We start from the raw sequence: 26,791 nt of genomic DNA, 5'->3' as shown, positions 1-26,791 counted from the left end.
GGTCCGGTGACCAACCGCGACCGCTCGCTCGCCGTGCTCGTGGCGATCTGCTGGGGGCTGAACTTCATCGCCATCCACGCCTCGCTCGAGCAGTACCCGCCGATGTTCTGCGTCGCGCTGCGCTTCGGCCTGCTGGCGATCCCGACGATCCTCCTCGTCCCTCGTCCGGACGTGCGCCTGCGCTGGCTGATCGGCTACGGCGTCGGCTTCGGCATCGCGCAGTTCGTCTTCCTGTACGCCGGGATGCGTGCCGGGATGCCCCCCGGTCTCGCGTCGCTGGTCCTCCAGGCATCGGCACCGTTCACCGTCGTGCTCGCCGGCGTCCTGCTCCGGGAGCGGCTGAGCGGACGCCAGGTCCTCGGCATCGTCGTCGCGATCGTCGGGCTCGCCGGCGTCGCGTGGCACCGCTCGCAGACCGCGGCGCTCCTCCCCGTCGTGCTCACGCTGCTGGGCGCGCTCGGCTGGGCGTTCGGCAACCTCGCCAACCGGCAGGCGCGTCCCTCGAACCCGCTCCACCTCACGCTGTGGATGTCGGTCGTGCCGCCGCTTCCGATGCTCGCGGTGGCGCTGATCGTCGAGGGCCCGGACCGCATCGGCGAGTCCCTCGCCACGTCGTTCACGGTCGAGGCGCTGCCCGCGGTGCTCGGCATCGCGTACACCGTCGTCATCGGCACGGTGCTCGGGTCGGGCCTCTGGACGATCCTGATGACGCGCTACCCGTCCAGCACCGTCGCGCCGTTCTCGATGCTGGTCCCGGTCGTCGGGATGAGCGCCAGCGCCCTCCTCCTGCACGAGCGGCTCGACCCGGTGGAGCTGGTGTTCGGCGGGGTCGTGATCGCCGGTGTGCTGCTCGGATCCACGCAGTCGCGGCGACGGTTGACTCCGCCGCCTCCCGACGCCTACGGTGCGGACGTCCCCACGGGAGCCCTGGCCAAGGGCTGAGAGGGAGCCGATGCCGCTCCGACCGTCGAACCTGATCCGGGTCATGCCGGCGAAGGAAGGCAGGAGCAGGTGCCCTCGTCCGTCCCCAGCGTCGCCGTCGTCGGCGGCGGAGTCATCGGGCTCACCGTCGCGTGGACGCTCGCCCGTCGTGGCCACCGCGTCACCGTGTACGACCCCGTGCCCGCGCGCGGCGCGTCCTGGGCTGCCGCCGGGATGCTCTCCCCTGCGGGCGAGGCGTGGTTCGGCGAGGAGTCCCTGCTCCGCCTCGGGCTGGCCTCCCTCGATCGGTGGCCCGCCACCGCTCACGACCTCGAGGCCGATGCCGGGTGGGGGCCCGAGCTGCGCTCCGAGGGCACGCTCCTCGTCGCCGCCACGGACGACGATGCCGGCACGCAGGCCCGCCTCCACGCGCTGATGGCCTCGGCCGGGATCACGCACCGCCTGCTCTCTCGTCGCGAGGCGCGAGCGCTCGAGCCCGCACTCCACCCGGGGATGCACTCGGTCACGGAGGTGCTCTCGGACCACAGCGTCAACAACCGGACGCTGGTCGCGGCCCTGCTCGCCGCGTGCGCGCGGCGAGCAGTCGCCTTCGTCGAGGACACGGCCGACGTCATGACCGACACCGGTACGGCGACCGGAGTCCGTACGCGTCGGGCCGGACGGCACCGCCGGCACGAGGTCGTCGTGGTCGCCAACGGCGTGGGACTGGCCGACACCGCCGGCGTGCCCGGCTGGCTGCGCACCGCCGTCCGCCCGGTGAAGGGCGAGATCCTGCGGGTCCGCACCGACCGCCCGGCGCTGCAGCGGACCGTGCGCGCCGACGTCCGGGGGCGCGCCGTCTACCTCGTCCCCCGCGCCGACGGCGAGGTGGTCGTCGGCGCCACGAGCGTCGAGCGTGGGTACGACACCGCGGTCACCGCCGAGGCCGTCCACGACCTGCTCCACGACGCGACCGAGGTCGTGCCGGAGCTTCGGGACGCCACGTTCGTCGAGGCCACCGCCGGGCTCCGCCCCGCCGCACCCGACCACGTGCCTCTCGTCGGGTGGACGGGCGTCGACGGGCTCCTCGTCGCGAGCGGGCACCATCGCGGCGGGATCCTGCTGGCGCCGTGGACCGCTGACGTCGTGGCCGCACTCGTCGCCGGGGACGAGCCGCCTGCCGGCTGGGATACCACCGATCCCCGCCGCTTCACCGGGCCGGCCGGCGCCGGTCTCGCCGATCTCCAGGAGACTCGATGACGATCCGGCTCAACGGGTCCACCCACGACCTGCCTGGTGCGACCACCGTGCTCGGCCTGGTCGACGCCCTCGCCATCGGGCGGACCGACGTCGCCGTCGCCGTCGACGGCGCGGTGGTCCCCCGGTCGCAGTGGGCCGGCCACCTGATCCGCGACGGCGCCGAGGTCGACGTCGTCACCGCCGTCCAAGGAGGCTGACCTCGTGCACGAGAGCGTCCCAGACCCGCTCGTCGTCGCCGGGACCACGATCGAGAGCCGGATGTTCCTCGGGACGGGAGGGATCCCCAACCCCGAGGTGCTCCGCCGTTGCCTCGCCGCGAGCGGGAGCGACCTCGTCACCGTGTCGATCCGTCGTGTCGGCGCCGACGCGCCCGGGTCTCTGCTCGACGTCGTGCGCGAGCACGGTGCCCGGCTGCTCCCCAACACCGCGGGCTGCCGGACGGCGCGCGAGGCGGTCCTCACCGCCCGGCTCGCGCGTGAGGCCCTCGGAACGTCGTGGGTGAAGCTGGAGGTCGTCGCCGACGACGTGACGCTCCTTCCCGACGTCGTCGAGCTCATCGACGCGGCGGAGACGCTCGTCCGCGACGGTTTCGTCGTGCTCCCCTACACCAACGACGACCTGGTCACGGCGCGTCGGCTCGCCGACCTCGGGTGCGCAGCGGTCATGCCGCTGGGCTCACCGATCGGGTCGGGTCTCGGCATCACGAACCCGCGGGCGATCGCGGCGATCGCCGGTGCGGTGGACGTCCCGGTCGTGCTCGACGCCGGCATCGGCACCGCCTCCGATGCCGCTCTCGCGATGGAGCTGGGCTGCGACGCGGTGCTGTGCGCGACGGCCGTGACCCGCGCCGACGACCCGCCGGCGATGGCCGCGGCCATCGCCGGCGCAGTACGCGCCGGACGTGCCGCTCGCCGAGCCGGGCGGATCCCCCGCCGCGAGTCGGCGCTCGCGTCCAGCCCGACCACCGGTCTCGTCGGGACCTGACGTCGCCCGCCGGCAGCGCGCCGGACGTGGGACGGTGACGGCATGACCGACGACTACCTTGCCGTGAACCGGGCGATGTGGGACGACCGCGCACCGGCCCACGCCACGTCGCCCGAGTACGACCTCCGCCGGTACGCCGACGACCCCGCGGCGCTCAGCGACGTCGTACGGTTCGACCTCCCGTTGCTCGGCGACGTCGCCGGGCTGCGTGCCGTGCACCTCCAGTGCCACATCGGCTCGGACACCGTGAGCCTGCACCGCCTCGGCTGCGACGTGGTCGGGCTCGACCTCTCGCCGGCGTCGCTCGACCAGGCACGCGCCCTGGCGCGTCGGGCAGGCGCGGACGTGTCGTACGTCGAGGGCGACGTGTACGACGCGGTCGGGCTGCTCGGCGCCGGAGCGTACGACCTGGTCTTCACCGGCATCGGAGCGCTGATCTGGTTGCCCGACGTCGACCGCTGGGCCGGCGTCGTGAGCGACCTGCTCCGACCGGGCGGCCGGCTGTTCCTCCGTGAGGGCCACCCGATGCTGCTCACGCACGAGGTCGTCGACGGGCGGGCCACGCTGACCTACCCGTACTTCCACCAACCCGAACCGCTCGTGTTCACCACTGCAGAGTCGTACGTCGAGTCGACGGAGACGTTGAAGGAGCTCCCCAGCCGGGAGTGGGTCCACTCGCTCGCCGACGTGGTGACCGCCCTGCTCGACCACGGGCTGACCGTCACCGGTCTGGCCGAGCACGACTCCGTCCCGTGGGTCGCGCTCCCCGGGCTGATGGAGCCGCACCCCGACCACCCCGGGGAGCATCGGCTGGCCGACCACCCGGAACGGATGGCGGCCAGCTACACGCTGCAGGCCGTGAAGCCCTGACGGTCAGCAGCCGCCGGCGACCGCGGGGATGATCGAGACCTGCTGGCCCGTCGGGACCGTCGTGCCCAGCCCCTCGGCGAAGCGGATGTCCTCGGTCCCCACGTACACGTTGACGAAGCGGCGGATCGCACCGGTCTCGTCGACGACACGCGCCTTGATCCCCGGGTACGAGGCCTCGAGCGCGTCGATGACCGACGCGACGTCGTCGCCCTCGACCGTGACCTCGGAGTCGCCCTTGGTGTAGGTGCGAAGGATCGTGGGGATGCGGACGGAGACGCTCATGGTGTCCTCTCGGTCAGACGAGGTTGGCGGCGGTGAACGCCGAGTAGGTGGGGTCGATCGTGGCGGCCGGACCGACACGGTCGGCGATCGCGTCGAGGGTCTTGAGGCCGTCGCCGGTGTTGAAGACGACCGTCTCTGCGTCCGGGTCGAGCTGACCGGTCGCGATGAGCTTCTTGAGCGTCGCGATCGTGACGCCGCCGGCGGTCTCGGCGAAGATGCCCTCGGTGCGGGCGAGCAGCTGGATGCCGTCGCGCACCTCGTCGTCGGAGACGTCCTCGACGGCCCCGCCCGTACGACGGCACGTGTCGAGCACGTACGGCCCGTCGGCCGGGTTGCCGATCGCGAGCGACTTGGCGATCGTGTCGGGCTTCACCGGGCGGACGACGTCGTGGCCGTCGCGGAACGCCTGCGCGACCGGCGAGCAGCCGGTCGCCTGTGCGCCGAAGATCTTGTAGGGCGTCGCATCGACCAGTCCCAGCTTGCCCAGCTCGGTCAGACCCTTGTCGACCTTGGTGAGCTGTGAGCCCGAGGCGACCGGGATGACGATCTGCTGGGGGATGCGCCAGCCGAGCTGCTCGGCGGTCTCGTACGCGAGGGTCTTGGAGCCCTCCGCGTAGTAGGGACGGACGTTGACGTTGACGAACGCCCAGCCCTCCTCCTCGCCGGCGATCTCGCTGGCGAGCTTGTTCACGTCGTCGTAGTTGCCGCGGACCGCGACCAGCGTGCCGCCGTAGACCGCGGTGGTGAGGATCTTCGGCCGCTCGAGGTTCTCGGGGATGAAGACGACGCTCTTGATGCCGGCGCGGGCGGCAGCCGCGGCGACGGCGTTGGCGAGGTTGCCCGTGGACGGGCAGGCCAGCACCTTCATGCCGAGCTCGCGCGCGGCGGACAGGGCGACGGCGACGACGCGGTCCTTGAAGGAGTGCGTCGGGTTGCCCGAGTCGTCCTTGATCCAGAGGGACTTGATGCCGAGCTCGCGGGCCAGGTTGTCGGCCTTGACGAGACGGGTGAAGCCGGGATCGGTGTTGGGGAACGACGCGATGTCGGCCGGGACGGGCAGCAGCGGCTGGTAGCGCCAGATGCTCTTGGGTCCGGCTTCGATCTGCTCACGTGTGAGGGTGCCGAAGTCGTACGACACCTCGAGCGGACCGAAGCACTCGATACAGGCGTAGTGCGGGCCCAGCTCCTGAGCAGTGCCGCATGCGCGGCAGACCAGGCCGGTCGCGTTGCCGAAGGCTCCGGGACGGGCGGTCGTACGGCCGGTGGACTCCAGGGTGCTCGCGCTCACGAGGCCTCCTCGTCATCTCTCCTGTGCGCGACTTTCGCCACAGGACGGAATTGGCACCATCCCCTGGCGCGGCCTCGCAGTCTGCGCGAGCATCGCCGGGTGGTTGCCGGGGCTTCGTCGGGCCGTGTCCCTCCGCCCCTCGTGATGAGCTTTCGCAAGCGTACGTCGCCGTCTCACATACCGTCCAATCAGTCCAGCATCCGGACAGGCGTGACCGAGGGCTCGCCCACTCAGTCTCGCCAGCGCGGCGGGTTCACGCGGTAGTCGCCGTCGACGAGCACGGCGAGCCGCTCGAACGGGTTGTACGACCAGTGGTCGCCGGCCACCGCGTACGAGACCCCGACGCCGGCGAAGTACAGCGGGAGCATCACGGGGCCGAGGCACCACGCGTACTGCGTGCAGTGCCGGTCCTCGTGCAGCAGCAGCGCCGGCCGCCGCGTGAAACGGTCCTCGCCGTGCCGCGACACGATCACGCTGCCGACCGTGAACGCCGATGCCGCCGGGATGCGCCAGCGGTAGCCGGTAGCGACGTACGTCCCGCGTCCGCGCCGCCGCACCTCCGCGCCACCGATCCAGGCGAGCAGGAGGCCCAGCACGGTCGAGAGGTTGACCCAGTTCACCACCGTCCGGACGCGCGTCCACCCGGTGTGCGGAAGCAGAGGCGCGGTCGTCGGGGCCCGCATCAGCGCACCCCGCGCAGGGTCTCGCGCAGCGCCTCGACCTGCGCGTCGTCCCAGCCGTCCGGCGGCAGCATCGCGCGCCAGGCGTCCAGCGGCTGGGTGCCGTAGAGGTGGCCGTTGCCCTCGTCGAAGTCGTTGCCGACCGCCATGTCGAGGGCGACCGCGAAGAACGTGCCGGTCGGCCACCACCGCAGGTACGGGGAGACCGCGGGGTCACGACGCTCGTCCATCCAGTCCGGTTCGTGCCACGCCAGCGACGGCTCCCACCACACGATCGGGTCGTCGGCGTTCTGGAGGTACGTGACGCGCGGCGAGACCCCGTCGAGGTCGCTGACGCGGTTGGCGAAGCGGATCGTGCCGCCGTCACCGAGCACCGGGGCGACCTGCCGTGAACCGCGGACGCGCTCGCGCTCGGCGGTGCGTCGCAGCGCGGTGAACGACGGGGTCCCGACCCACAGGGCCCGGTCGACCTGCGTGGTCATCGCGTCGAGGTCCGCGAAGGCGCCTTGGCCGCCGTAAGCACCGAGGCTCTCGCCGGTGACGACCAGCAGCGGGCGATCGGTCCCGGGTAGCGCGTCGAGGCGGTCGCGCACGGCGTCGAGCGTCGCCCGCGCCGTGACGATCGCCGCGTCCTGCTCCATGAGGAACGCGACCGGGCTCGGCAGGTGCGAGTACTGAATGCCGACCACGGCACTGTCGCCGTCGTGGAAGTACTCCAGGGGCACGAACAGCTGCTCGTTCATCCAGCCGGTGCCGGTCGGCACGTTGACGACCACGATGCGGCGCGCCCACGCGTCCGTACGGTCCATCTCGTCGAGCAGCACCGCGACCCGCTCGTCGACGGTCTCGGCCGACCCGCGCCCGACGTAGAGGCGGATCGGCTCGACCGCGTCCTCGCCCGTCAGCTCGGTGATCCGCGCAGCGGTCGGCCGCCGCCCGAGGAACGTACGCCCCTGGTCACCGAGCCCGTCCCACGCGACGTCCGAGCCGGGTCCCGAGGTGGCGTACGGCGACTCGGGTGGTTCCGGGTCGAACGGCGTGAGGACCGTGTCCGACAACGACATCGAGCTGTTGAGCCCGTCGAGAGTGCGCTGGTACGCCCAGGCGTTCAGCGCCGCGACGACCGCCACCACCGTCACGACCGTCGCGAGGACCGAGGCCACGACCGGCCCGAGGAGCGTGCGGCCTCGTCGCGCGAGGACGTCGCGCACCCACCGCAGCGCGAGCGCGACGCCGACGATCACCAACAGCACCACGGCCGCGACCAGCGGGACGCCCAGGAGGGGACCCGCGGGCGCGTCGACGCCCAGCCGGGCGTACGTCCAGAGCTGGCGCTCGACGCTGCGACCGTAGGTCAGCACGACCAGCACGGCGGCCAGGCCCGGCAGCCACAGGCGCATCCGCCGGCTGCGCAGCACGACGACCGCGCCGGGCCGGACGCGGGCGAGGATCGTGCGGCCGACGAGTCCCAGCAGCGCGCCGAGGCCGTAGCCGATCGCCGTCAGCACCCCGCTCAGCACTCCTTGGAGCACCCACGTCCTCGGCAGCAGGGACGGCTGCAGCGAGAACCAGAAGAACGCGGCGGCGAGCAGCAGCCCGGCAGGACTGCGTCGCAGCGTCCACGCAGCGAGAGCGCGACCGGCCCGCTCAGCAGTCGAGCGCATCGGCCAGTCGCTCGAGCCAGTCCGCGAGCTCGTCGGGTCCGTGGAGGACGACGTCGGCGCGCGGCACCAGCGCCGGCTGCTCGTCCGAGGCGACCGCGACCAGCAGGGCCTCGACCTCTCCGGCGTCGCGCATCACCGTCAGTGCCTCGTACGCGGGCAGGTCACCGAGGTCGTCGCCGGCGTAGACGATCGTCCGCACGTCGGTCTCGGCCACGAGGCCACGCAGCGCGGCGCCCTTGTCGACGGACGGGTCACGGACCTCGACGACGAAGCGGCCGGGCTCCGCGGCGAGCCCGTGCTGCTCGGCGAGCTCGGCGAGCGGGCCCTCGAGGAGCGCCTGCGCTCCGGCCGGGTCCGGCAGCCCGCGGGTGTGCAGCACGACCGCGCGACCCTTGTCCTCGATCCGGACGTCGGCCAGCCCCATCGAGTCGAGCAGCGCGGGGAGCGCGGCGCGGACCTCGGCGACCGCCTCGGGCGGGGGCGGCACGGACTCGTCGCCGGTCGACGAGTCCCAGCGCTCGGCGCCGTACTGGCCCAGGATCGTCAGGTGGCTCATGCCGTCGCGCTCGGCGAACGCGCCGAGCCGCAGAGCGGTGCGGACGGGGCGGCCGGTGATCACGGCCAGCTTGCCCACGCAAGGGCCGATCCGCTGGAGCGCCGCGAGCGACCGGTCGTGGGCGTGCGCCTGCTCGGGGTCGTCGATGATCGGCGCGAGCGTCCCGTCGAAGTCGAAGGCGAGCATCGCCTGCTCGGGATCGCCGACCAGCGAGGCGAGCGCAGCGGCGCCCGCATCCGTACGAGGGGGCGGCGCCGGCACGGCAGAAAGAGGCATGCCTCCCATCATCCCAGGCACCGTCCGTGGGCGTTCGTCCTAGTCCGTGTTCGCGACGAGCGTGCGCAGCCGACGCGACTCCTCGGGTGTCCAGCCGGGAGTCCGCAGGATGGTGGCCCAGGCGTCCACGTGCTCGCCCGCGTAGACGTGGCCGTAGCCGGCGGGCACCTTGGTCCCCAGCGCCATGTCGGCGGTCACCTGCCAGAAGGTGACCAGCGGGATCCAGCGCACGGTGCCGAGGACGTCGGGGCCGCGGTCCTCGGCCAGCCAGTCCGGACGCGTGAGCAGCAGGGACTGGTTCCACCACACGATCGGGTCCGACGCGTGCTGGAGGTAGAGGATCCGCGGGCCGTCCCACGGCTGTCCGCGCGGCGGGATCGGGTCGGAGGCACGCCGCGCGAACCGCACACGCGCGCCGTCGGCGTACTGCGGGAGCACCTCCGGGGTGCCCGTCTCGCGGTCGCGGACGAAGCGTCCCCAGAGCGGGTTGAAGCTCGGCGGACCGACGAACAGCGCACCGCTGGTCCGGTTCGCGAGGTCGTACGCGCCGCTGAAGGCCGCCTCGGCGCCGAACGAGCCGAGGCTCTCTCCGAACACGTACAGCTCGGGCCGCGCCTCGGCCGGCATCGCCGACCAGTGCGCGTAGACCGCGTCGAACAGCTCGCGGCCCGCGTCGCGCGCCTGCTCCTGGTCGACGAGGTAGGAGATCCACGACGGGAACGACGAGTACTGCAGCGCGATCGTCGCGGTGTCGCCGCCGCCGAGGTACTCGAAGCCCGCCACGGAGGTCGGCTCCACCCACCCCGAACCGGTCGTCGTCGTGACGAGCAGCCTGCTGCGCGCGAACCCGCCCGCGCGTTCCAGGTCGTCGACCGCCAGCGCGGCACGCTCGGCGACGTCCTCGGCCGTCGCCAGCCCGGCGAACACCCGGACCGGCTCGCGAGCCACTTGCCCGGTGTACGCGCTGATCTGCGCCGCCCGCGGTCCCGACGCGGCGAACACCTGCCCCTCACGGCCGAGCGTGTCCCAGTCGACCAGCGACGCCTCGCTGCCGGAGCGCTCCGGCTCCAACGGCCGTTCGACGCCGTCGGGCGTGATCAGGTTGCGGTACGAGAAGACGTCGTCGGCACCGGCGCGGAGGCGTTCGAACAGCACGCCGTCGACGGCGGCGACGAGCAACCCGACCAGGACGGCGAGGCCGATCACCTTCGCGGCACGCTCACCGAGAGCGCGGTCGAGGAGACGGACCAGCCGTCGGTAGACCCAGACCGTCGCGCGGCCCAGCATCACCAGCAGGAGCGTGACGAGACCCCACACGAACGGGATCGCGAGCATCCACGCCAGCGGCTCGTCGTCCATGCCCATCAGCGCCCGGACCTCGTGCTGCCATCGCCACCCGAGGGCCAGCGAGGTGGTCACCGCCACCGTGGCGACTCCCGCGAAGACCGTCCAGGAGCGCCGGGACGGCTCCCGCGCCTGGCGCTCCACCAGCTCGCGCCAGACGTACGCCGCCAGCACACCGACCGCGTACCCCAGCGCCGAGGTCACGCCCGCGACCGCGCCCTGGAAGACCGCCGGCCGCGGCAGCAGCGACGGAGTGAATGCCAGGCAGCCCAGGAGGAGGGCGCCGTACGCCCCGGGCAGCGCGCAGTAGAGCAGCGAGCGGCGTGGGGCGAACACCCCGACAGGTTAGGGGGCGTCGGTCAGGATCAGCGTCAGCCGGTCGAACTTCATCGGTTCGATCGCGGGACGGACGCGGCCGATCCCGAGGTCGGCGGCGAGACGCTCGGCCTGGTCCTTGAGCTTCTTCGGGTAGTAGACGGTCGTCTCCTGGATCTTGCCGTACCAGTTGTCGACGCCCACGACCTTCCAGCCGGCATCCTGGACGCGACCGGCCGTCGAGTCGGCGAGGCCGGTGACACCGGAGTTGTTGTAGACCTCGACGAACGCGCGCGGCACCTCGGCCGTGGTGGGCGGCGCCGTGGTCGGTGCGGCGGCGACCGGCTCGGGCGTGGGCTGGGGCGTGGGTGTCGCGGAAGGTGCCGCCACCGGAGCAGGGTCGTCCGGGTCGTTGCCGACGAGGAGGCCGACCGCGGCAACCGCCAGCACGAGGATCGCGGCCACCAGCACGACCGACGGGACGGCACGCGGCTTGACCCGGGTACGGGGTGCGACGCGCTGCCGGTCGTCGACCGGGCGGTCTTCGCGAGTCTCGGTCACCAGGGCTCCTAGGCGTCTGCGTCCAGTCGACGCGCGGAACGGGTACGGCGCCGGGTCGCGCGCATGCGCCGGAGCCGACGCACGAGCAACGGGTCGTGGGCCAGGGCGTCCTCTCGGTCGATCAACGCGTTGAGGACCTGGTAGTAGCGGGTCGCCGACAACCCGAACTCCGCACGGATCGCCTGCTCCTTCACACCGGCGTACTTCCACCAGCCGCTCTCGAACCCGAGGATCGCCTCCTCGCGCTCGGTGAGTCCGGCGCGGGCGGGGTCTCGATCCTCCGCTGGCGCTCCGGCCTCGACCAGCGGTGGGGGTGCTGGCGCTCCGGCCTCGACCGGCGATGGGGTTTCCGTCGGTCGAGGCGACGCAGTCGATCGAGACCCGGGATCCATGCCCCCATCGTAGGTCGGCGAATCACACCCGTGGCATTCCCCGCCCGGCGTGGCGGGACCGTCCCGTACCGCCATGATGGTCGTCATGACGTCCCCCCTCCGCTGGGGCATCCTCGCCACCGGCGACATCGCCCACTCCTTCGTCCGCGACCTCGCCCTGGTCGACGACGCCGTCCTGCAGGCGGTCGGGTCCCGTTCTCTGGCCACGGCCCAGGCGTTCGCCGAGCTGTACACGACCGAGACCGCGACCCCCGTGGCGTACGGGTCCTACGCCGAGGTCCTCGCCGACCCGGACATCGACGTGGTCTACGTCGCGACACCCCACGGTCGTCACACCGAGGACGTCCTCGCCTGCTTCGACGCCGGCAAGGCGGTGCTCTGCGAGAAGGCCCTCACGCTCGACGCCGCCGACGCGCAGCACCTGGTCGACGAGGCACGGCGACGGGGGCTGTTCTTCGCCGAGGCGATGTGGATGCGGACGAACCCCAACATCCGCCGCCTGCGTGCGATGGCGGCGGAGGGGGCCTGCGGAACGGTGACCCACGTACGCGCCGACCTCGGGTTCGTCGCCCCGCTCGAGAAGGCACGGCTCTGGGACCCGGCGCTGGGCGCGAGCGCGCTGCTCGACGTGGGCATCTATCCGCTGACCTTCGCCTACCTGGTCCTCGGCCGGCCGGACGAGCTCCGTGCCGTCGCCACTCTCAGCGACCAGGGCGTCGACCTGTCCGGCGGGGCGACGCTGCGCTACGCCGGTGGCGCGATCGCCTCGATCAGCTGGACCCAGATGGGCTGGCCCGACGCCCGCGCCTCGGTGGCCGGTGACGGCGGCAGGCTCGAGCTGCCGGCGCCGTTCCATCATCCGCACTCCTTCACCTACGCCCGCAACTGGGAGGCCGAGGAGATCGCCGAGCCGGTGGTCGGCACGGGATACGCGCACGAGATCGTCGAGGTCGGCCGCTGCCTGCGCGAGGGGCTGACCGAGTCGCCGCTGCTCCCCCTCGACGAGACCGTGGAGATCATGGCGCTGATGGACGAGATCCGCGAGCAGGTCGACCCCAGCGGGAGCTGATGTCGGACGCCACGCTGGTCTGCCGTGGGTCGACGATCGCGGATAGGGTCGTGCCATGAGCGCTGACGTGTCCGAGACGGTTGCCAAGAGCCTGCGAGGACACGAGCACTCGGCGTCGTTCGTCGTCGTCGCGAACCGCCTCCCGGTCGACCGCGTGCAGATGCCCGACGGCTCCACCGCGTGGCGGACGTCGCCCGGCGGGCTCGTCACGGCCCTCGAGCCGGTGCTGCGCAAGCACGGCGGTGCGTGGATCGGATGGAGCGGCGCTCCCGACGAGAAGATCGACCCGTTCGACCTCGACGGCATCCAGCTGGTGCCGGTGCCGATCCACGACCAGGAGGTCAAGGAGTACTACGAGGGCTTCTCCAACGCGACCCTCTGGCCGCTCTACCACGACGTCATCGCGACCCCGGAGTTCCACCGCGAGTGGTGGGACTCCTACGTGGCGGTCAACCAGCGGTTCGCCGAGTACGCCGCCACGATCGCCGAGGAGGACGGTCTGGTCTGGGTGCAGGACTACCAGCTGCAGCTCGTCCCCCAGATGCTGCGCGACCTGCGACCCGACCTGCGCATCGGCTTCTTCCTGCACGTGCCCTTCCCGCCGGTCGAGCTGTTCACCCAGCTGCCGTGGCGCCGCCGCATCCTCGAGGGGCTCCTCGGCGCCGACATCGTCGGGTTCCAGACGACGGGGGCCGCCCAGAACTTCGTACGGCTCGTCCGGCAGCGCGTCGGCAGCAAGACCCACCGCGACACGATCTACCTCGACGACGGCCGTACGGTCGTGGCCAAGGCGTTCCCGATCTCGATCGACTCCAGCTACTTCGAGGACCTCGCCCGCAAGCCGTCCACCCAGGCGCGGGCCGACGAGATCCGGGCGAGCCTCGGCAACCCGAAGTTCGTCCTCCTCGGCGTGGACCGCCTCGACTACACCAAGGGCATGCCGCAGCGCCTCCGCGCCTTCGGCGAGCTCGCCCAGCAGGGCATCCTCGACCCGGCGGACGCCGTCTTCGTCCAGGTGGCGCCGCCGTCGCGCGAGCGCGTCGACCAGTACCGCCGCCTGCGCGACGAGATCGACCGCATCGTCGGTCGCATCAACGGCGACGTCGGACGCATCGGCCAGCCGCCGATCACCTACCTGCACTCCTCGTACCCGCGCGAGGAGATGGCCGCGCTCTACCGCGCTGCCGACGTCATGGTCGTCACGCCGCTGCGGGACGGGATGAACCTCGTCGCCAAGGAGTACGTCGCCTGCCGGTACGAGGAGACGGGAGCGCTGGTCCTGAGCGAGTTCGCGGGCGCTTCGGCCGAGCTGAAGCAGGCGTACCTCGTCAACCCGTACGACATCAACGGCATGAAGGCCACCATGCTGAAGGCCATCTCCGACACCCCCAAGGAGAAGGCGAAGCGCATGCGCGCCATGCGCCGCCAGGTCATGGAGCACGACATCGACAAGTGGGCCCAGTGCTTCCTGGAGGACCTCGAGACCGTGCGCGAGCCCCACGGCAAGCGCACCCGTCCCGTCGAGTGAGCGTTCGCTAGGGTCGAAGGATGCGACCGAGTCAGTGGTACGAAGCCCAGGACATGTTCGGTGATCACGTCACGCTCACGCAGCTGCGCCCCCACCACGCCGAGGGCGTCCTCGCCGCGTCCGAGGACGACTCCGTGTTCCGGTGGATGTCGTTCGACCGCCCCGAGACGCTGACGGAGGCGGAGTCCCTCGTCGCCCGCTACCTCGCGGTGCCCGGGGTCAACGCGTGGGCCCAGATGGACACGAAGTCCGGCGACCTCGCGGGCATCACGACGTACTACGACATCAACCCGGAGCGGCGGTCGCTGCTCATCGGCGTCACGTGGCTCGGCGAGCGGTTCCAGCGCACGGGCATCAACACCGAGTCCAAGCTGATGCTGCTCACGCACGCCTTCGACACCCTCGGCGCGGTGCGTGTCGCGTGGGAGATCGACGAGCGCAACGAGCAGTCGAGGGCCGCGATCGAGCGGATCGGCGCGACGAAGGAAGGCCTGCTGCGCAAGCACAAGCCCCGCAAGGACGGCTCGTGGCGCAACACCGTGCTCTACAGCGTGATCGACGACGAGTGGCCGGAGGTCCGTACGGCTCTGCGCACCGCGCTCGACCGCTGACCGGTCATCGCTGCGGCGCCGCCGCGAGCGTGCGCTGACTGGCGAGGGCCACGATCAGCGCGAGCCACGCGGCGGTGACCGTCACGCCCAGCGCCGGTGCGTACCCGCCGGCGTCGGCGAGCCGACCCGCGACGGTCGAGCCGATCGCGTACCCGATGCCCGTGGCGCCCGCGAGCAGGGTCATCGCCTGGCCGACGCGGCTGATCGGGACGATCCGCTCGCCCAGGGTGAAGTTGCTGATCATGTACGGGGCGACGGCGAAGCCGAGCACCAGGACGACCGCGACCAGGCCGCCGATGCTGTGCACGAGCACGAGCGGCGCCGACAGCACGGCCAGCGCCCCGGCCGCGACCAGGATGCGCTTCTCGAAGCCGATCCGCGCCGGGACCCAGGCCATCGAGAGGCCCGCGACGACGGATCCGACGCCGAGCGTCGCGTGGACGAGACCGGCGACGCCGGGCGTGCCCTCGGCGGTCGCGAGCGCGGTGGCTCCGGTCTGGACGGAGCCGAACAGCACGCCGACCAACAGCTGCGCCACGACCAGCGCGACGAACGCCGCCGACAGGATGCTCGCCTTCGTGCGTACGGCTCCGCGCGAACCGCGCACGAGCGCCGCGGTCCGGTGGAGGGCGAACCACCCGCCGAACACGACCAGAAGGCCCGCCGCGACCAGCAGCGATCCCGCGGGGTCGATCAGGACGGCGACCGCACCCACGAGGGCAGGGCCGAGCACGAACGATGCCTCGTCGGCGGCGCCCTCGTACGAGAACGCAGCGTCGACCAGCTGCGGCGACTCGCGTCCTGCGTGGCCGGTGATCGGACGCCACCGTACGCGGGCGAGGGGGCCGATCTGCGGCATCGCGGCGCCGGTCAGACCGGCGACGAGGACGAGCCAGCCACCGGCGGCACCCGCCTGCGTCAGCAGGACGAGCACCGAGAGCCCGGCGGCTCCGGCGAAGGACTGGGCGAGCACGACGGGTCGCTGACCGATCCGGTCTGCAGTCGCTCCGGCGATCGGCGAGACGACGGCGTTCGCGACCGCCAGGGCGCCCGCGGCGAGGCCGCCGAGGGTGTACGAGCCGGTGGTCGACGAGACGAGCAGCAGCGTGCCCATCTGGCTCATCGCGAGAGGCAGACGGCCCAGGAAGGCGACGACGACGTAGGCCGGTCCGGCGAGGGAGAAGAGTCGCCGATAGGCAGTCAGGGGTGACACGGATGTCCTCAGGGTAGGTCGAACTCCGGCGCGCCTCCCTCCACCAGAACGCGCCACGAACCCTGAGCCCCTCCAGTGTAACGGGGAAGTAAACCCTCGGCACCGCACGCACGTGCCGCGCACGTACGCTCGTGCGGTGACAGCCCTCCTCCGCGCTCGCGTCGCGACCAGTGCGTTCTTCGTGCTCAACGGATTCACCATCGGCGTGTGGGTCGTCAACATCCCGACCGTCCAGGACCGCGCCGGGGTCGACACCGTGGCCCTCGGGTGGCTGCTCCTGCTGATGGGCGGGTCGGCGTTCATCGGCATGCAGCTTGGCGGCAGGCTCGCGGACTCGATCGGCTCAGGCCGGGTCGAGCTCGTCGCCGGTGCCGTGATGGGTGTCACGCTGCTCGGCCCGGCGCTGGCGCGAGACCCCTATCAGCTGGCCGCGGGTCTCGTGCTCCTCGGCCTCGCCAACGGCGTGCTCGACGTCTCGATGAACACGCAGGCCGTCGAGGTCGAACGCGCGTACGCGCGGCACGTGATGGGGACCTTCCACGCCTACTACTCGCTGGGCGGCCTGGTCGCCGCGGTCGTCGGCGGGCTCGCCATCAGGGCCGGCGTCCCGCTCCCCGCGACCGCCGCAGTCCTCGGCGCCGCGGGTCTGCTCCTCGCGATCGTCGCGCGGTCGTCGGTATGGAAGCAGCGCGAGATCGAAGGAGGGTCCGGCGAGCCCGCTCAGAACACCCGCTCCCGCTGGACCCTGCAGATCGCCGGGCTCGCTGCACTCGCGTTCATGTTGTTCCTCGCCGAAGGTGTCGCCGGCGACTGGTCGGCGGTGCACCTGCACGACGTCCTCGATGCCGACAAGGCGACCGCGGCGTGGGCGTTCGGCGCCTTCTCCTTGATGATGACCGGCGGTCGCCTGGTCACCGACCGGGTCGTGACGCGGGTGGGGCGGGCCGCGTTCGTCCGCGGCGGCAGCCTCCTCGCGGCGGCCGGCCTGGCGGTCGCCGCCCTTGCACCGAGCGTGGCGGTCGCGGTCGTCGGGTGGGCCGTCTTCGGACTGGGGCTGTCGGGGTGCGTGCCGCAGTTCCTGTCCGCCGCAGGCCACGTCGATCCGGCACGGTCGGGCACCAACGTCGCGCGGGTCGCCGGCTTCGGGTACGTCGGCCTCCTCGCGGGTCCGGCGCTGATCGGGGTCCTCACGGCGGTGATGCCGCTGACTGCTGCGTTCTGGTTCCCGGTCGCGGGCTGCGTGGTCGCGGGGGTCGTTGCGCCGACCCTTCTCCGTTCGCGCACCGGACAGGTGACGACCGAACGCTGACGCTCAGCAGTGGCGCCGCTTGGCCTGTTCGGCAAGGGTGCCGGCGAAGACGCTCGGAACGCTCCCGCCGCGCGCCTCGTCGAGGATCAGCGTGGTCCGGCTCGCGAGAACGCCGGGGACCGTACGGATCTCCTCGAGCACGATCTCCCGCAGGCCCACGGTGTCGGAGGTCCTCACCAGCACCACCACGTCCGCGGTCCCGGCGCACAGGGCGATGTGGTCGACACCCGGCACGCGCGCCAACCGGTCACGCACGTCACGCCACTCCGCCTGCCGGATGGTCAGGAGCACCAGCGCCGACGTCCCGAGACCTGCACGCTGTGGCGACACCTGCGCCCCGAACTGCTCGATGACCCCTGCGTCGAGCATCCGCCGCAGCCGCGCGTAGGCGTTGGCTCTCGAGACGTGCAGGCGTGAGCTCAGCTCGTTGACGGAGGCGCGCCCGTCGTTGCTGAGCTCCCACAGCAGCCGCCGGTCGATCTCGTCGAGGCGAGACTCCGTCGTCGGGACAGTCGTCATCGGTCCACACCCCTTGCTCCCCGTGTGCCAGACCTTGGTGCCGACACCCTATGCACGAGCGCGACTGGCCGCAGTTCGACCGATCGTGGACCGTTTGCACGTTTCAAGTCCGACATCGACCGATCTGTCTCGACTGTGCAGCGAGACGCCTCCCCACCGTTGACCGAACCCGACGGCGTCGCGAGCCTGACCGGATCCGATTGGCGCAACTCCCGTCCTGGAGGACCCGACCATGAGAAGACGCAGCATCCTCGCCACAGCAGGCCTGGTGGTCGCCGGCCTGATCGTCTCGACCAGCAGTGCCAGCACCGCGGCACCACGCATCCCCGATCCCCCGACCTTCTTCGGCTTCGAGATGGGCGCCGAGGGGCAGCTGGCCGACTTCGCCAGCATCAAGGAGTACCTGCAGGTCGTCGCGGACAAGTCCAACCGCGTCGAGTACGAGGTGGTGGACAGGACCACCGAGGGGGAGGACTTCCCGATCCTGCGGATCAGCTCGCCCACCAACCTCGACCGTGTCGACGAGATCCTCGACATCAACGCTCGCCTCGCCGACCCGCAGACGATGCGCGAGGAGGCCGCGGAGGCGGGGCTCGAGCGCGACGCGTACGCCCGCAAGCTCGCCGCCACCAGTCTGCCGGTCTACTACGTCGAAGCCGGCATCCACTCCACCGAGGTGGGCAACACGCAGGCGCTGATGGATGTCGTCCACCGGCTCGCCACCGACGACTCGGCCTTCACCAAGCGCGTCCTCAAGAACATGGTCGTCCTCGTGGTCCCGTCGCAGAATCCCGACGGGCACAACCGCGTCGTCAACTACTTCAACGAGACGGCGGGCACGGACTACGCGCGTGTCTTCCCGGACCTGTACCAGAAGTACGTCGGCCACGACAACAACCGCGACTGGTTCATGGTGACCCAGAAGGAGTCGAAGATCCGGGTCGCGCTCGAGCAGAAGTATCGCCCGACGGTGCAGCACTACATGCACCAGGCAGGCACGAACAGCCCTCGCATCTGGTCGCCGCCGTGGGACGAGCCGATGTCCAGGACGCTCGACCCGCTCACGGTCTCCTCGGCGAACAGCATCGGCCAGGAGACCCAACGCGACCTGATCGCGGAGGGCAAGCCAGGCGCGAAGACCGACGACGCCTACGGGATCATGTGGAACGCCGACGTGATGGGCTACAGCACCTTCCAGGGCACCACGACGTGGCTCACCGAGATCGCTTCCGCACGCGACCTCGCCTACACGGTCGAGTCCGAAGAGATCCTTCAGCCGAACACCGCGACGCTGCGTTCGCCGCTGCCGTACGACAAGAAGACGTGGTCGCTGTCGCAGATCGTCGACTACGCGGAGTCCGCCGCCTACTCCGGCCTCGACACCGTGGCAGCCAACCCGCAGGAGTGGCTCTACAACAACATGTACCTCGTCAACCGCAACAGCGAGACGTGGACCGGTGGCCCGTACGCGTACGTGGTGCCTTCCAAGCAGCGCGACGCCTTCGCGACGTACGAGATGCTCAGCCTCCTCCACGCCGGCAAGGCGCGGATCGAACAGGCCACGTCGGCGTTCCAGGCCGACGGCAAACGGTACGGGAAGGGCTCGTGGATCCTCCGCACCAATCAGCCCATGGGCCGGTGGGTGGACCAGCAGCTGCGGGTCGACGAGTATCCAGACTCGGCACGCAAGTGCACGACGTGCCCGCTGATCATGCCGTACAGCGAGACCACCGACAACCTCGGTCTGCTGATGGGCGTGACGGTGAAGGCGGTCGAGGATCCGTTCGCCGCGGCCACGCGGCAGGTCACCGACATCGTGCCGACGCCACCGCCCTTCCCTGCGGCGCCCGGACGTCGGGGCGCGTACCTCGTCAGCCCTGAGTCGTACGGCGTGGGGCACGTGATCACGGCGCTGGAGCGTTCCGGGGTTCCGGCGTACCGGCTGAAGAAGAAGGTCTCAGTCCTGGGCAAGACGCTTCCGCCCGGAGCGCTTGTCGTCCCGGCGGCCGCACCCGGTGCGCGTGGGGCGCTGCAGGGCGCCAGCGCGGCGACGGGTCTGCAGGTCCACGCCCTCGCTCGGGTCCCCCGAGCCGCTGCGGTCAAGCTCGCGCCCACGACCCGCGTCGGTCTGGTCCGTGGCGCGAACAACATGCCAGGCGGATGGATGTGGTGGATGCTCGAGCAGTACGGCGCGAACGTGCAGGTCGTCGAGGCCGACGACTACGCCGCGCTCGACCAGTTCGACACGATCGTGCTCGCGCCGGGGGTCTCCACGCGATCGATCACGGACGGGCTCGACCCTGCTCGCTACCCGGCGGAGTTCCACTGGGCCCGCGGGGTCCCGGAGGGGCCGGCGAAGCTCGCGGCCTGGGTGAAGGACGGCGGCAACCTCGTCGCACTCGGGAGCGCCTCGATCACGGCCGCATCAGCGCTCTCGCTCCCGCTCGAGAACGTCACTCCGAGCGATCGTGCGGCGTTCACAGCGCCGGGCGCACTGCTCGAGCAGCGGTACGACCGAAGGGCGGCGGCGACCTGGGGCATGCCGGCCAAGTGGCCCGTCTGGTTCAACAACGACCCCGCGTTCGCGGTGTCGGGTGACGGCCAGGTCGCGGCGTCGTACCCGGACAGCGACGACCTGCTCGTCAGCGGGTACGCGAGGGGCACCGAGGCCATCGCAGGCGCGGCGAACGTCGTGACCTTCGACGTGGGCAAGGGCAACGCGACCGTCGCGGGCGGCCACATCACCTTCCGTACGTGGCCTCGCGCGGCGTGGACGATCGTGACCAACGCGATCTACAACGGTGCGGCGGCCGACGTGAGCGGAAGGGCGCTGGTCGACGCCTTCGGCCGCTGATCGACCCGCTCGACCCCCGGTCCACGTTGCGACCGGGGGTCGAGCGCCGTACCCGTCACGGGATGCCGCGGGTGCCGACAAGCTCGACGAGGACCGTCGACCCCACGTCGACGACCGTCCCGGGGCGGGGCGTGACTTTCAGTCGTGCGTAGTCCTCCGGGGAACTGCCGCCCCGGTCGATCTCCATCGCCAGTCCGACCCGCTCGAGCCGTCGCCGCAGCTCCGCCAGCGTGGGCAGCGCGTCGTTGCCGGCTTCACCGTCGTCGATGCCGATCGAGAGCTGCGGGATAGCAACCGCACCCTCCGGGAGCAGCGCGAGCGACGCCACGATCGTCTCCACGGAAGCGCCCGGGCCGCGTACGGTCAGGCGCACGTCTTCGTCAGGCACCACGACGACTGCGGTCTCGTACCCGGCCTGGGACGAGCGCGCCACGCCGTACGGGTGTCCGCCAAGGTCGTGGGTCCTCTCCCCCGGGTCGTCCGGGTTGCGGCCCGTGGCGGCGATCGAGTCGATCTGGAGGGTCGTGATGCCTGGAGGGCGATGGGCCGAGCAGGCCCTGAAGAAGCCGACCGTGAAGAAGTAGCCGTCGACCACGGGCTCGCTGCACTGCGGTTGGACAGAGCTCCACGTCACGGGAACCGAGACGACGACACGCCCCCTGCCCACCTGACGCGTGCTGACGGCCGTCAGGTGACCCATCCCGGCGTTCGCCCCGCCGGCGTCGTCGCGCCTCGGCGACGAGGTCTGTTCATCGCGAGACCTGTCGAAGATCGACGGGACGAACGCCACGCCCGCGACAAGGGCCGCGCACGCCGCCGCCGCGAGCAGCGGGGCGGCCTTGCGGCTGCGCGCGGACGCCTCAGGTCGACCGAGCCAGCGTCCCACCGCAACACGGTCGAGCAGGTCCTCCCCGTCGGGAGCCCGCTCCGCGAGGGCGTCCAGCCCGCGCCGCAGCTCGTCGGCGTTCATGACCCGATCCCGTCGGCCGACTGGTCCAGATCGGCACGAAGCCGCGCGACGCCACGCGCGAGCAGACTGCGGACGGTCGCCGGTCGGCAGTCGAGCGCCTCGGCGATCGTCGCGTCGTCGAGGTCCACCCAGTAGCGCAGCACGATCGCCTTCCGTTGTCGCTCCGACAGCCGGTCGAGGCCACGGCGCAACGCGTCGACCTCCTCGAACCCCAGCGTCGAGGTCGGCGCGTCGTGCCTCGTGTCCTCGTACGGGACCTCGAACGGCCGCTTGCGCCTCCATCGGCTGCGCTGGAGGTTGGCCATGATGGTCGCGGCGTACGCCCGGGGGTCGTCGGCCGCGGCGACCGCGTCCCACGAGCGCCAGACCCGCTCGCACGTCTCCTGCGCCAGGTCGAGGGCGTCCTCGCGACCGCCGGTGAGGAGGTAGGCCAGCCGGACCATCCACGTCGCGTGCTCGCGCACGAACGCCTCGGCGTCCGTGGCGCGCGGCAGGTCCGTCATGGTCACACATCATGGACGCACCGACGCTCCGATGTGTTGCAGACTCGTCCCATGAGCGGAACCGACCAGCGCTTCGTCCTGGCCAACGAGCGCACCTACCTCGCGTACGTCCGTACGGCCCTGGCCCTGATCGTCACCGGCGGCGCCGTCGTCCAGCTCGGCGACATCCTCGGCGGGACGGGCCGTACGCGCCTGGTCGGATCCGTCATCCTCGCCGGAGGAATCGTCATCGCGGTCCTCGGCTACCTGCGCTGGCGCGACAACGACAGGCGCATCGCGGACGACCTGCCGCTGCGCGCGACGCCGATCCCGATGCTCCTCGTGACCGGGGTGGCTTCGCTGGGCATCCTGGTGCTGGTCCTCTCGCTGATCTGACCGCACTACGCTGGCCCCCGTGCCCGCCGCCCCCCTGACAGATCTCGTCGCTCCCGACTGGGCCGAGGCGCTCGCGCCCGTCGCCGGACAGGTCGCCGCGATGGGCGACTTCCTGCGTGCGGAGATCGCCGCCGGCCACCAGTACCTCCCGGAGGGACGCCACGTCCTCCGCGCCTTCCAGGAGCCGATGGCGTCGGTGAAGGTGCTCGTCGTCGGCCAGGACCCGTACCCGACGCCGGGCCACGCGGTCGGGCTCTCGTTCTCGGTGGCCCCGCACGTGCGGCCGGTGCCGCGGAGCCTGATGAACATCTTCGCGGAGATGCGTACCGACCTCGGGGTGCCCGAGCCGACGTCCGGCGACCTCACGCCGTGGGCGAAGCAGGGAGTCCTGCTCCTCAACCGGGTCCTGACCGTGGCACCCGGTAGGCCGGCGAGCCACCGGGGCAAGGGCTGGGAGCCCGTCACGGAGCAGGCCATCAAGGCGCTCGTCGCCCGGGACCAGCCGCTGGTCGCCCTGCTGTGGGGCCGCGACGCGCAGTCGTTGCAGCCGTGGCTCGGTGACATCCCGGTCATCGCCTCTCCCCATCCGAGCCCCTTGTCGGCGTCGCGCGGATTCTTCGGATCGCGCCCGTTCAGCCGCGTCAACGCCGCACTGTCGGCCCTCGGCAGCGCGCCTGTCGACTGGAGACTTCCCTGATGGCCTAGCCTCGGTCCCGTGACCCGTGACCGCTCTGCCGTCCTCGCCAGCGGCTTCAGCACGCTCGCCCGCTGGTCGTGGCAGCTGATCGCCATCGCCGCCGGTCTGTTCGTCCTCGGCTGGATCATCGGCAAGTTCTGGATGATCGGCTATCCGGTGATGCTTGCGCTGATCGTGACGACGCTGCTCGGTCCTCCGGCGGCGTGGCTACGGGGGCGCGGCGTTCCCGCTGCCCTCGCGGCTGTGGTTGTCGTGCTCGGCTTTCTCGCGGTCCTGACGGGTGTGGTCGCGGTCCTGGCGCCGCAGGTGGCCGGCCAGGCCGGCGACATCGCCGCCGAGGGTGGCCGCGGCCTGCAGGCGATCCAGGACTGGGTCCAGGACGGTCCGCTCGGCGTCACCGAGAACCAGCTCGACAACGCGATCCAGTCGTTGCAGGACAAGCTCCGCGACAGCGCCGACGTCATCAGCGCCGGCGCCCTGTCCACCCTCGGTGCGGCGACCAACGTCATCGTCAACACGGTCCTCGTCCTGATGCTGACGTTCTTCTTCGTGAAGGACGGCCACAAGTTCCTCCCGTGGCTGCAGCGGACCCTCGGCGGACGGGTCGGCACGCACCTCAGCGAGGCAGGGAGCCGCGCGTGGGGCACGCTGGGCGGGTTCATCCGGACCCAGGCGCTGGTGTCGTTCGTCGACGCGGTCTTCATCGGGCTCGGCCTCGTCATCCTGGACGTCCCGCTCGCGATCCCGCTCGCCGTCATCGTGTTCTTCGGCGGGTTCATCCCGATCGTCGGCGCGTTCGTCACCGGGGCGCTCGCCGTGCTCATCACGTTGGTCACCAACGACTTCCGCGACGCCGTCATCATGCTGATCGTGATCATCGCCGTGCAGCAGCTCGAGGGCAACGTCCTCTCGCCCTGGCTGCAGGGCAAGGCGATGGACCTGCAGGCGGCGGTCGTGCTCCTCGCGATCACGGCCGGCAGCTCGCTGTTCGGCATCACGGGCGCGTTCCTGGCGGTGCCGGCCGTGGCGACCGCCGCAGCGGTCCTGCGCTACGTCAACGAGCAGATCGCGCTGCGGGCCGACGGTCCGCCGCCGCCACCACCGCTGTCACCGCCGCCGTCCGACGGTCCCGAGGGGCCGTTCCCTCGCGACGACACCCCGAGCACCCCGCCGACCCACGGCGTCGGACCCACACCGACCCCCGCCTGACCGCGCGACCGGCCGTTCTGCGGACGACCGGGGCCGGTGCCACGATGGCGCCGTGCCTCGTGCGCGTACGAACGTCGCCGTCGTGGCCGCGACCGCGGTCGCGGCCCTGCTCACCGCGTGCGGGGCACCGACGCCCGCCGCGTTCCTCGAGCAGTCGGACCGAGCGCTCGAAGACGCGACCAGTGCGGTCGCGACCACCGGCGTCGCCCTCGACCAGCTCCGGTTGCGGCGACTGCCGCGGCCGTACGGCACGGTGGTCCTGACCGAGCAGGAGGAGTCGCTCGGATCCACGCAGCAGTCGTACGCGGCCACCCAGCCGCCCGCCAGCGAGCAGGCGGTCTACGACTCGACGACCGACCTCCTCGAGGAGGCGTCCGGTCTGGTGACCGAGGCGCGCATCGCCGTACGCCGGGGGCGACACGGGTCGTACGCCCAGATCCGCTCCGACCTCGCCGAGGTCGGGTCGCAGATCGCTGAGGCACGTCAGGAGATCGCGCCGACGGTGGCCGAACGGTGAAGGGCGTCTTCGCCGTCGCCCTCGGCATCCTCACCGCCATCGGAGGGTTCGTCGACATCGGCGACCTCGTCACCAACGCCCAGGTCGGGGCGCGCTTCGGGCTGTCGCTCGCCGTGGTGACTCTCGTCGGCGTCCTCGGCATCTGCGTGTTCGCCGAGATGTCGGGGCGCGTGGCGGCGGTGAGCGGGCGTGCGACGTTCGATCTGGTGCGCGAGCGCCTCGGTCCGGGCATGGGCCTCCTCAACCTCCTCGCCTCGATGGGCGTCACGTTGCTGACCTTCGTGGCCGAGATCGGCGGCATCGCCCTCGCGTTGGAGCTCGCCAGCTCCGTCTCGTACCTCCTCGTCGTCCCGGTCGTCGCCGCGGCGGTCTGGCTGGTGCTCTGGCGGGTGAAGTTCGACGTCCTCGAGAACGTGTTCGGCCTGCTGGGGCTCGCTCTGGTCGTCTTCGCGGTCGCCGTGTGGCAGCTCGGCCCGGACTGGGGCGAGATGATCACCGAGGCGGTCACCTTCGCGAAGCCGCCGGACGAGAGCTGGACCGTCTACGCCTACTACGCCGTCGCGCTGTTCGGCGCGGCGATGACCCCGTACGAGGTGTTCTTCTTCTCCTCCGGCGGCGTCGAGGAGCACTGGTCCGTCCGAGACCTGCGGACGATGCGGATGAACGTCTTCATCGGCTTCCCTCTCGGCGGGATCCTGTCGCTGGCGATCGCCGCAGCGACGAGCATGCTCTTCCAACCCCTGGGCGTCGACGTGTCCACCCTCGGGCAGGTCGGCATGCCCGTCGCGCAGGCGCTCGGGACGATCGGGGTCGTCGTGGTCCTCGTCGGCTTCTTCGGCGCCACGTTCGGCGCCGCCTGCGAGACCGGGCTCTCCGTCGGCTACAGCATCGCCCAGTACCTCGGGTGGCAGTGGGGCAAGTACGTCCGGCCGCTCACCGCGGCGCGCTTCCACGCGGTGATGATCCTCGCCGTCGTCGCGGCGGTGCTCGTGCTCATGACGACGGTCGACCCGATCACGGTGACGGAGTTCTCGGTCGTGTTCTCGACCATCGCGCTCCCCCTGACGTATCTGCCGATCCTCGTCGTCGCCAACGACCGCACCTACATGGGAGAGCACGTCAACGGGCGCCTGGCGAACGCTCTCGGCACCGTCTTCGCGGGGATCATCCTCGTTGCGGCGGTCGCGGCGATCCCGCTCATGGTGATCACGCGGATGGGGCAGGGATGAGACGAAGGAGACGACGATGAGGACCAAGGACGTGCATCTCGACATGCTGCTCTCCTTGATGGACCGTCAGATCCTCGACCGGAGAGGCCGGATGGTCGGCAAGGTCGACGACGTGGTGGTCGAGCAGCGCCCGGACGGTCGCTGGGTGGTGGTCGGGCTCCAGACCGGGCCCGGGGCACTCGGGCCCCGGCTCCCCGGCTGGATCGCGCGCCCGCTGGTCGGTGCCTGGCGCCGGCTCTCCCGTCGCGACGCGCCCGCGACCATCGCGATGGACCTCGTCGCCGACCTCGGCTCGGCGGTGACGTTGTCGATCACCCGTGCCGAGACCGACGTCGACGGTCTGGAGGACTGGGTGCGCGAGCACCTCGTACGACGCATCCCCGGAGCCAGCGATGACCCCGAGCACTGAGCCCGTACGCCGGCGGCTCTCGCAGCTGCTCGGCCTCGAGGTCGTCGGCCCCGACGGCGAGCGCGTCGGCTACGTCAACGACGTCCGTGCGGTGCTCTCCGCCGGGACGTCGGGCTACACCTCGATGACGTTGGAGGGCCTGGTGGTCTCGCACCGCACGGCGGGCTCGCTGCTCGGCTACGACCGGCGCGCGGAGCAGGGCCCAGCGCTGGTCCGTGCGGTCGTGTTCGCGCTGCACCGGCACGCCACGTTCGCGTCCTTCGACGACGTGGAGGAGATCGATCTCGACCGGCGACAGATCCGGCTCGGGCGAGACCCGGTGCCGCTGCGTGAGGCGTGACGCCGACCGTCTCCGACAGGTGTGAGCGCGTCTTCCACGGGGTACT

General features: G+C 71.6%; 29 protein-coding genes and 2 riboswitches. Of the genes, 17 read left to right on the top strand and 12 right to left on the bottom strand.

The window, feature by feature from the left end; genetic code table 11:
* Positions 1-6 precede the first annotated feature (6 nt).
* From AB3M34_RS04620 to AB3M34_RS04600, 5 genes are all read left to right on the top strand, one after another.
* Entirely contained in the window at positions 7-942 is a 936-nt protein-coding gene (locus AB3M34_RS04620; RefSeq protein WP_370617914.1) for an EamA family transporter, read from the top strand.
* A riboswitch (TPP riboswitch) is annotated at positions 909-1,018 on the top strand. It overlaps the preceding gene by 34 nt.
* The gene (thiO, locus tag AB3M34_RS04615; RefSeq protein ID WP_370617913.1) at positions 1,012-2,181 is read left to right on the top strand and encodes a glycine oxidase ThiO; all 1,170 of its coding nucleotides are present in this window, start codon (positions 1,012-1,014) and stop codon (positions 2,179-2,181) included. (Overlaps the previous riboswitch by 7 nt.)
* Positions 2,178-2,378 carry a sulfur carrier protein ThiS gene (gene thiS, locus AB3M34_RS04610; protein WP_370617912.1) on the top strand — a complete coding sequence of 67 codons (201 nt, stop codon included), beginning with the start codon at positions 2,178-2,180 and terminating at the stop codon, positions 2,376-2,378. The genes thiO and thiS overlap by 4 nt, the downstream gene beginning before the upstream one ends.
* A 4-nt stretch (positions 2,379-2,382) precedes the next feature.
* The gene (locus tag AB3M34_RS04605; protein WP_370617911.1) at positions 2,383-3,165 is read left to right on the top strand and encodes a thiazole synthase; all 783 of its coding nucleotides are present in this window, start codon (positions 2,383-2,385) and stop codon (positions 3,163-3,165) included.
* Positions 3,166-3,207: 42 nt separating this feature from the next.
* Positions 3,208-4,035 carry a class I SAM-dependent methyltransferase gene (locus AB3M34_RS04600; protein WP_370617910.1) on the top strand — a complete coding sequence of 276 codons (828 nt, stop codon included), beginning with the start codon at positions 3,208-3,210 and terminating at the stop codon, positions 4,033-4,035.
* 3 nt (positions 4,036-4,038) lie between these two features.
* Here the strand turns inward: AB3M34_RS04600 and AB3M34_RS04595 are convergent, their stop codons facing one another.
* From AB3M34_RS04595 to AB3M34_RS04560, 8 genes are all read right to left on the bottom strand, one after another.
* Positions 4,039-4,317 (bottom strand): MoaD/ThiS family protein, encoded by a 279-nt coding sequence (locus tag AB3M34_RS04595; RefSeq protein ID WP_149769864.1) that lies wholly within the window; start codon positions 4,315-4,317, stop codon positions 4,039-4,041.
* Positions 4,318-4,330: 13 nt separating this feature from the next.
* Positions 4,331-5,605, bottom strand: a complete 1,275-nt coding sequence (thrC, locus tag AB3M34_RS04590; protein WP_370617909.1) for a threonine synthase — start codon at positions 5,603-5,605, stop codon at positions 4,331-4,333.
* 9 nt (positions 5,606-5,614) lie between these two features.
* Positions 5,615-5,756, bottom strand: a riboswitch (SAM riboswitch).
* A 79-nt stretch (positions 5,757-5,835) separates the two neighbouring features.
* Complete coding sequence (locus AB3M34_RS04585) at positions 5,836-6,288, bottom strand: hypothetical protein (RefSeq protein ID WP_370617908.1); 453 nt, start codon at positions 6,286-6,288, stop codon at positions 5,836-5,838.
* On the bottom strand, positions 6,288-7,949 hold the full coding sequence (locus AB3M34_RS04580; protein ID WP_370617907.1) for an alpha/beta-hydrolase family protein: 1,662 nt from the start codon (positions 7,947-7,949) through the stop codon (positions 6,288-6,290). The genes AB3M34_RS04585 and AB3M34_RS04580 overlap by 1 nt, the downstream gene beginning before the upstream one ends.
* Entirely contained in the window at positions 7,933-8,781 is an 849-nt protein-coding gene (gene otsB, locus AB3M34_RS04575) for a trehalose-phosphatase (protein WP_370617906.1), read from the bottom strand. The genes AB3M34_RS04580 and otsB overlap by 17 nt, the downstream gene beginning before the upstream one ends.
* A 39-nt stretch (positions 8,782-8,820) precedes the next feature.
* Positions 8,821-10,461: an alpha/beta hydrolase gene (locus AB3M34_RS04570; RefSeq protein WP_370617905.1), complete on the bottom strand. Its 1,641-nt coding sequence runs from the start codon at positions 10,459-10,461 to the stop codon at positions 8,821-8,823.
* 9 nt (positions 10,462-10,470) lie between these two features.
* Positions 10,471-11,001: a LytR C-terminal domain-containing protein gene (locus tag AB3M34_RS04565; protein ID WP_370617904.1), complete on the bottom strand. Its 531-nt coding sequence runs from the start codon at positions 10,999-11,001 to the stop codon at positions 10,471-10,473.
* Between the two features lie 8 nt (positions 11,002-11,009).
* Positions 11,010-11,393 carry a DUF3263 domain-containing protein gene (locus tag AB3M34_RS04560; RefSeq protein ID WP_407070173.1) on the bottom strand — a complete coding sequence of 128 codons (384 nt, stop codon included), beginning with the start codon at positions 11,391-11,393 and terminating at the stop codon, positions 11,010-11,012.
* An 85-nt stretch (positions 11,394-11,478) separates the two neighbouring features.
* On the opposite strand from AB3M34_RS04560, the gene AB3M34_RS04555 reads away from it, so the two are divergent.
* The 3 genes from AB3M34_RS04555 to AB3M34_RS04545 all read left to right on the top strand — a co-directional run bounded on the left by AB3M34_RS04555 (position 11,479) and on the right by AB3M34_RS04545 (position 14,601).
* Positions 11,479-12,462: a Gfo/Idh/MocA family protein gene (locus AB3M34_RS04555; protein WP_370617903.1), complete on the top strand. Its 984-nt coding sequence runs from the start codon at positions 11,479-11,481 to the stop codon at positions 12,460-12,462.
* 67 nt (positions 12,463-12,529) lie between these two features.
* On the top strand, positions 12,530-13,990 hold the full coding sequence (locus AB3M34_RS04550; RefSeq protein WP_370619940.1) for an alpha,alpha-trehalose-phosphate synthase (UDP-forming): 1,461 nt from the start codon (positions 12,530-12,532) through the stop codon (positions 13,988-13,990).
* A gap of 20 nt (positions 13,991-14,010) precedes the next feature.
* Entirely contained in the window at positions 14,011-14,601 is a 591-nt protein-coding gene (locus tag AB3M34_RS04545) for a GNAT family N-acetyltransferase (RefSeq protein WP_370617902.1), read from the top strand.
* 4 nt (positions 14,602-14,605) lie between these two features.
* On the opposite strand, the gene AB3M34_RS04540 is transcribed toward AB3M34_RS04545, so the two are convergent.
* Positions 14,606-15,814 (bottom strand): MFS transporter, encoded by a 1,209-nt coding sequence (locus tag AB3M34_RS04540; RefSeq protein WP_370617901.1) that lies wholly within the window; start codon positions 15,812-15,814, stop codon positions 14,606-14,608.
* Positions 15,815-15,950: 136 nt separating this feature from the next.
* On the opposite strand from AB3M34_RS04540, the gene AB3M34_RS04535 reads away from it, so the two are divergent.
* A complete protein-coding gene (locus tag AB3M34_RS04535; RefSeq protein WP_370617900.1) occupies positions 15,951-17,123 on the top strand; it encodes an MFS transporter in 1,173 nt (390 codons plus the stop codon).
* Between the two features lie 3 nt (positions 17,124-17,126).
* Here AB3M34_RS04535 and AB3M34_RS04530 read toward each other — a convergent pair whose 3' ends face one another.
* On the bottom strand, positions 17,127-17,642 hold the full coding sequence (locus AB3M34_RS04530) for an Lrp/AsnC family transcriptional regulator (RefSeq protein WP_370617899.1): 516 nt from the start codon (positions 17,640-17,642) through the stop codon (positions 17,127-17,129).
* Positions 17,643-17,874: 232 nt separating this feature from the next.
* Between AB3M34_RS04530 and AB3M34_RS04525 the strand changes: the two genes are divergently transcribed.
* The gene (locus tag AB3M34_RS04525) at positions 17,875-20,496 is read left to right on the top strand and encodes a M14 family metallopeptidase (RefSeq protein WP_370617898.1); all 2,622 of its coding nucleotides are present in this window, start codon (positions 17,875-17,877) and stop codon (positions 20,494-20,496) included.
* A gap of 55 nt (positions 20,497-20,551) precedes the next feature.
* On the opposite strand, the gene AB3M34_RS04520 is transcribed toward AB3M34_RS04525, so the two are convergent.
* Positions 20,552-21,466, bottom strand: a complete 915-nt coding sequence (locus AB3M34_RS04520) for a PASTA domain-containing protein (RefSeq protein WP_370617897.1) — start codon at positions 21,464-21,466, stop codon at positions 20,552-20,554.
* Positions 21,463-21,969: a SigE family RNA polymerase sigma factor gene (locus AB3M34_RS04515; RefSeq protein ID WP_370617896.1), complete on the bottom strand. Its 507-nt coding sequence runs from the start codon at positions 21,967-21,969 to the stop codon at positions 21,463-21,465. The genes AB3M34_RS04520 and AB3M34_RS04515 overlap by 4 nt, the downstream gene beginning before the upstream one ends.
* 51 nt (positions 21,970-22,020) lie before the next feature.
* Between AB3M34_RS04515 and AB3M34_RS04510 the strand changes: the two genes are divergently transcribed.
* Genes AB3M34_RS04510 through AB3M34_RS04480 form a run of 7 tightly spaced genes read left to right on the top strand, consistent with a single transcriptional unit; the run spans position 22,021 to position 26,745 of the window.
* Positions 22,021-22,344, top strand: coding sequence for a YidH family protein (locus AB3M34_RS04510; RefSeq protein WP_370617895.1), 324 nt, complete (start codon positions 22,021-22,023; stop codon positions 22,342-22,344).
* Positions 22,345-22,363: 19 nt separating this feature from the next.
* Positions 22,364-23,041 (top strand): uracil-DNA glycosylase, encoded by a 678-nt coding sequence (locus AB3M34_RS04505; protein WP_370617894.1) that lies wholly within the window; start codon positions 22,364-22,366, stop codon positions 23,039-23,041.
* 18 nt (positions 23,042-23,059) lie between these two features.
* Positions 23,060-24,250, top strand: a complete 1,191-nt coding sequence (locus AB3M34_RS04500; RefSeq protein WP_370617893.1) for an AI-2E family transporter — start codon at positions 23,060-23,062, stop codon at positions 24,248-24,250.
* A gap of 52 nt (positions 24,251-24,302) precedes the next feature.
* Positions 24,303-24,767 (top strand): hypothetical protein, encoded by a 465-nt coding sequence (locus AB3M34_RS04495; RefSeq protein WP_370617892.1) that lies wholly within the window; start codon positions 24,303-24,305, stop codon positions 24,765-24,767.
* Complete coding sequence (locus tag AB3M34_RS04490) at positions 24,764-25,996, top strand: NRAMP family divalent metal transporter (protein WP_370617891.1); 1,233 nt, start codon at positions 24,764-24,766, stop codon at positions 25,994-25,996. The genes AB3M34_RS04495 and AB3M34_RS04490 overlap by 4 nt, the downstream gene beginning before the upstream one ends.
* Positions 25,997-26,012: 16 nt before the next feature.
* On the top strand, positions 26,013-26,405 hold the full coding sequence (locus AB3M34_RS04485; RefSeq protein ID WP_370617890.1) for a hypothetical protein: 393 nt from the start codon (positions 26,013-26,015) through the stop codon (positions 26,403-26,405).
* Positions 26,389-26,745, top strand: a complete 357-nt coding sequence (locus AB3M34_RS04480; protein WP_370617889.1) for a PRC-barrel domain-containing protein — start codon at positions 26,389-26,391, stop codon at positions 26,743-26,745. The genes AB3M34_RS04485 and AB3M34_RS04480 overlap by 17 nt, the downstream gene beginning before the upstream one ends.
* The last annotated feature ends 46 nt before the right edge of the window (positions 26,746-26,791 follow it).

Source organism: Mumia sp. Pv4-285, assembly GCF_041320275.1.
GTDB lineage: Bacteria > Actinomycetota > Actinomycetes > Propionibacteriales > Nocardioidaceae > Mumia > Mumia qirimensis.
Note: the sequence above shows the minus strand (reverse complement) of the source record. Positions and strands in the feature narration are given on the sequence as shown.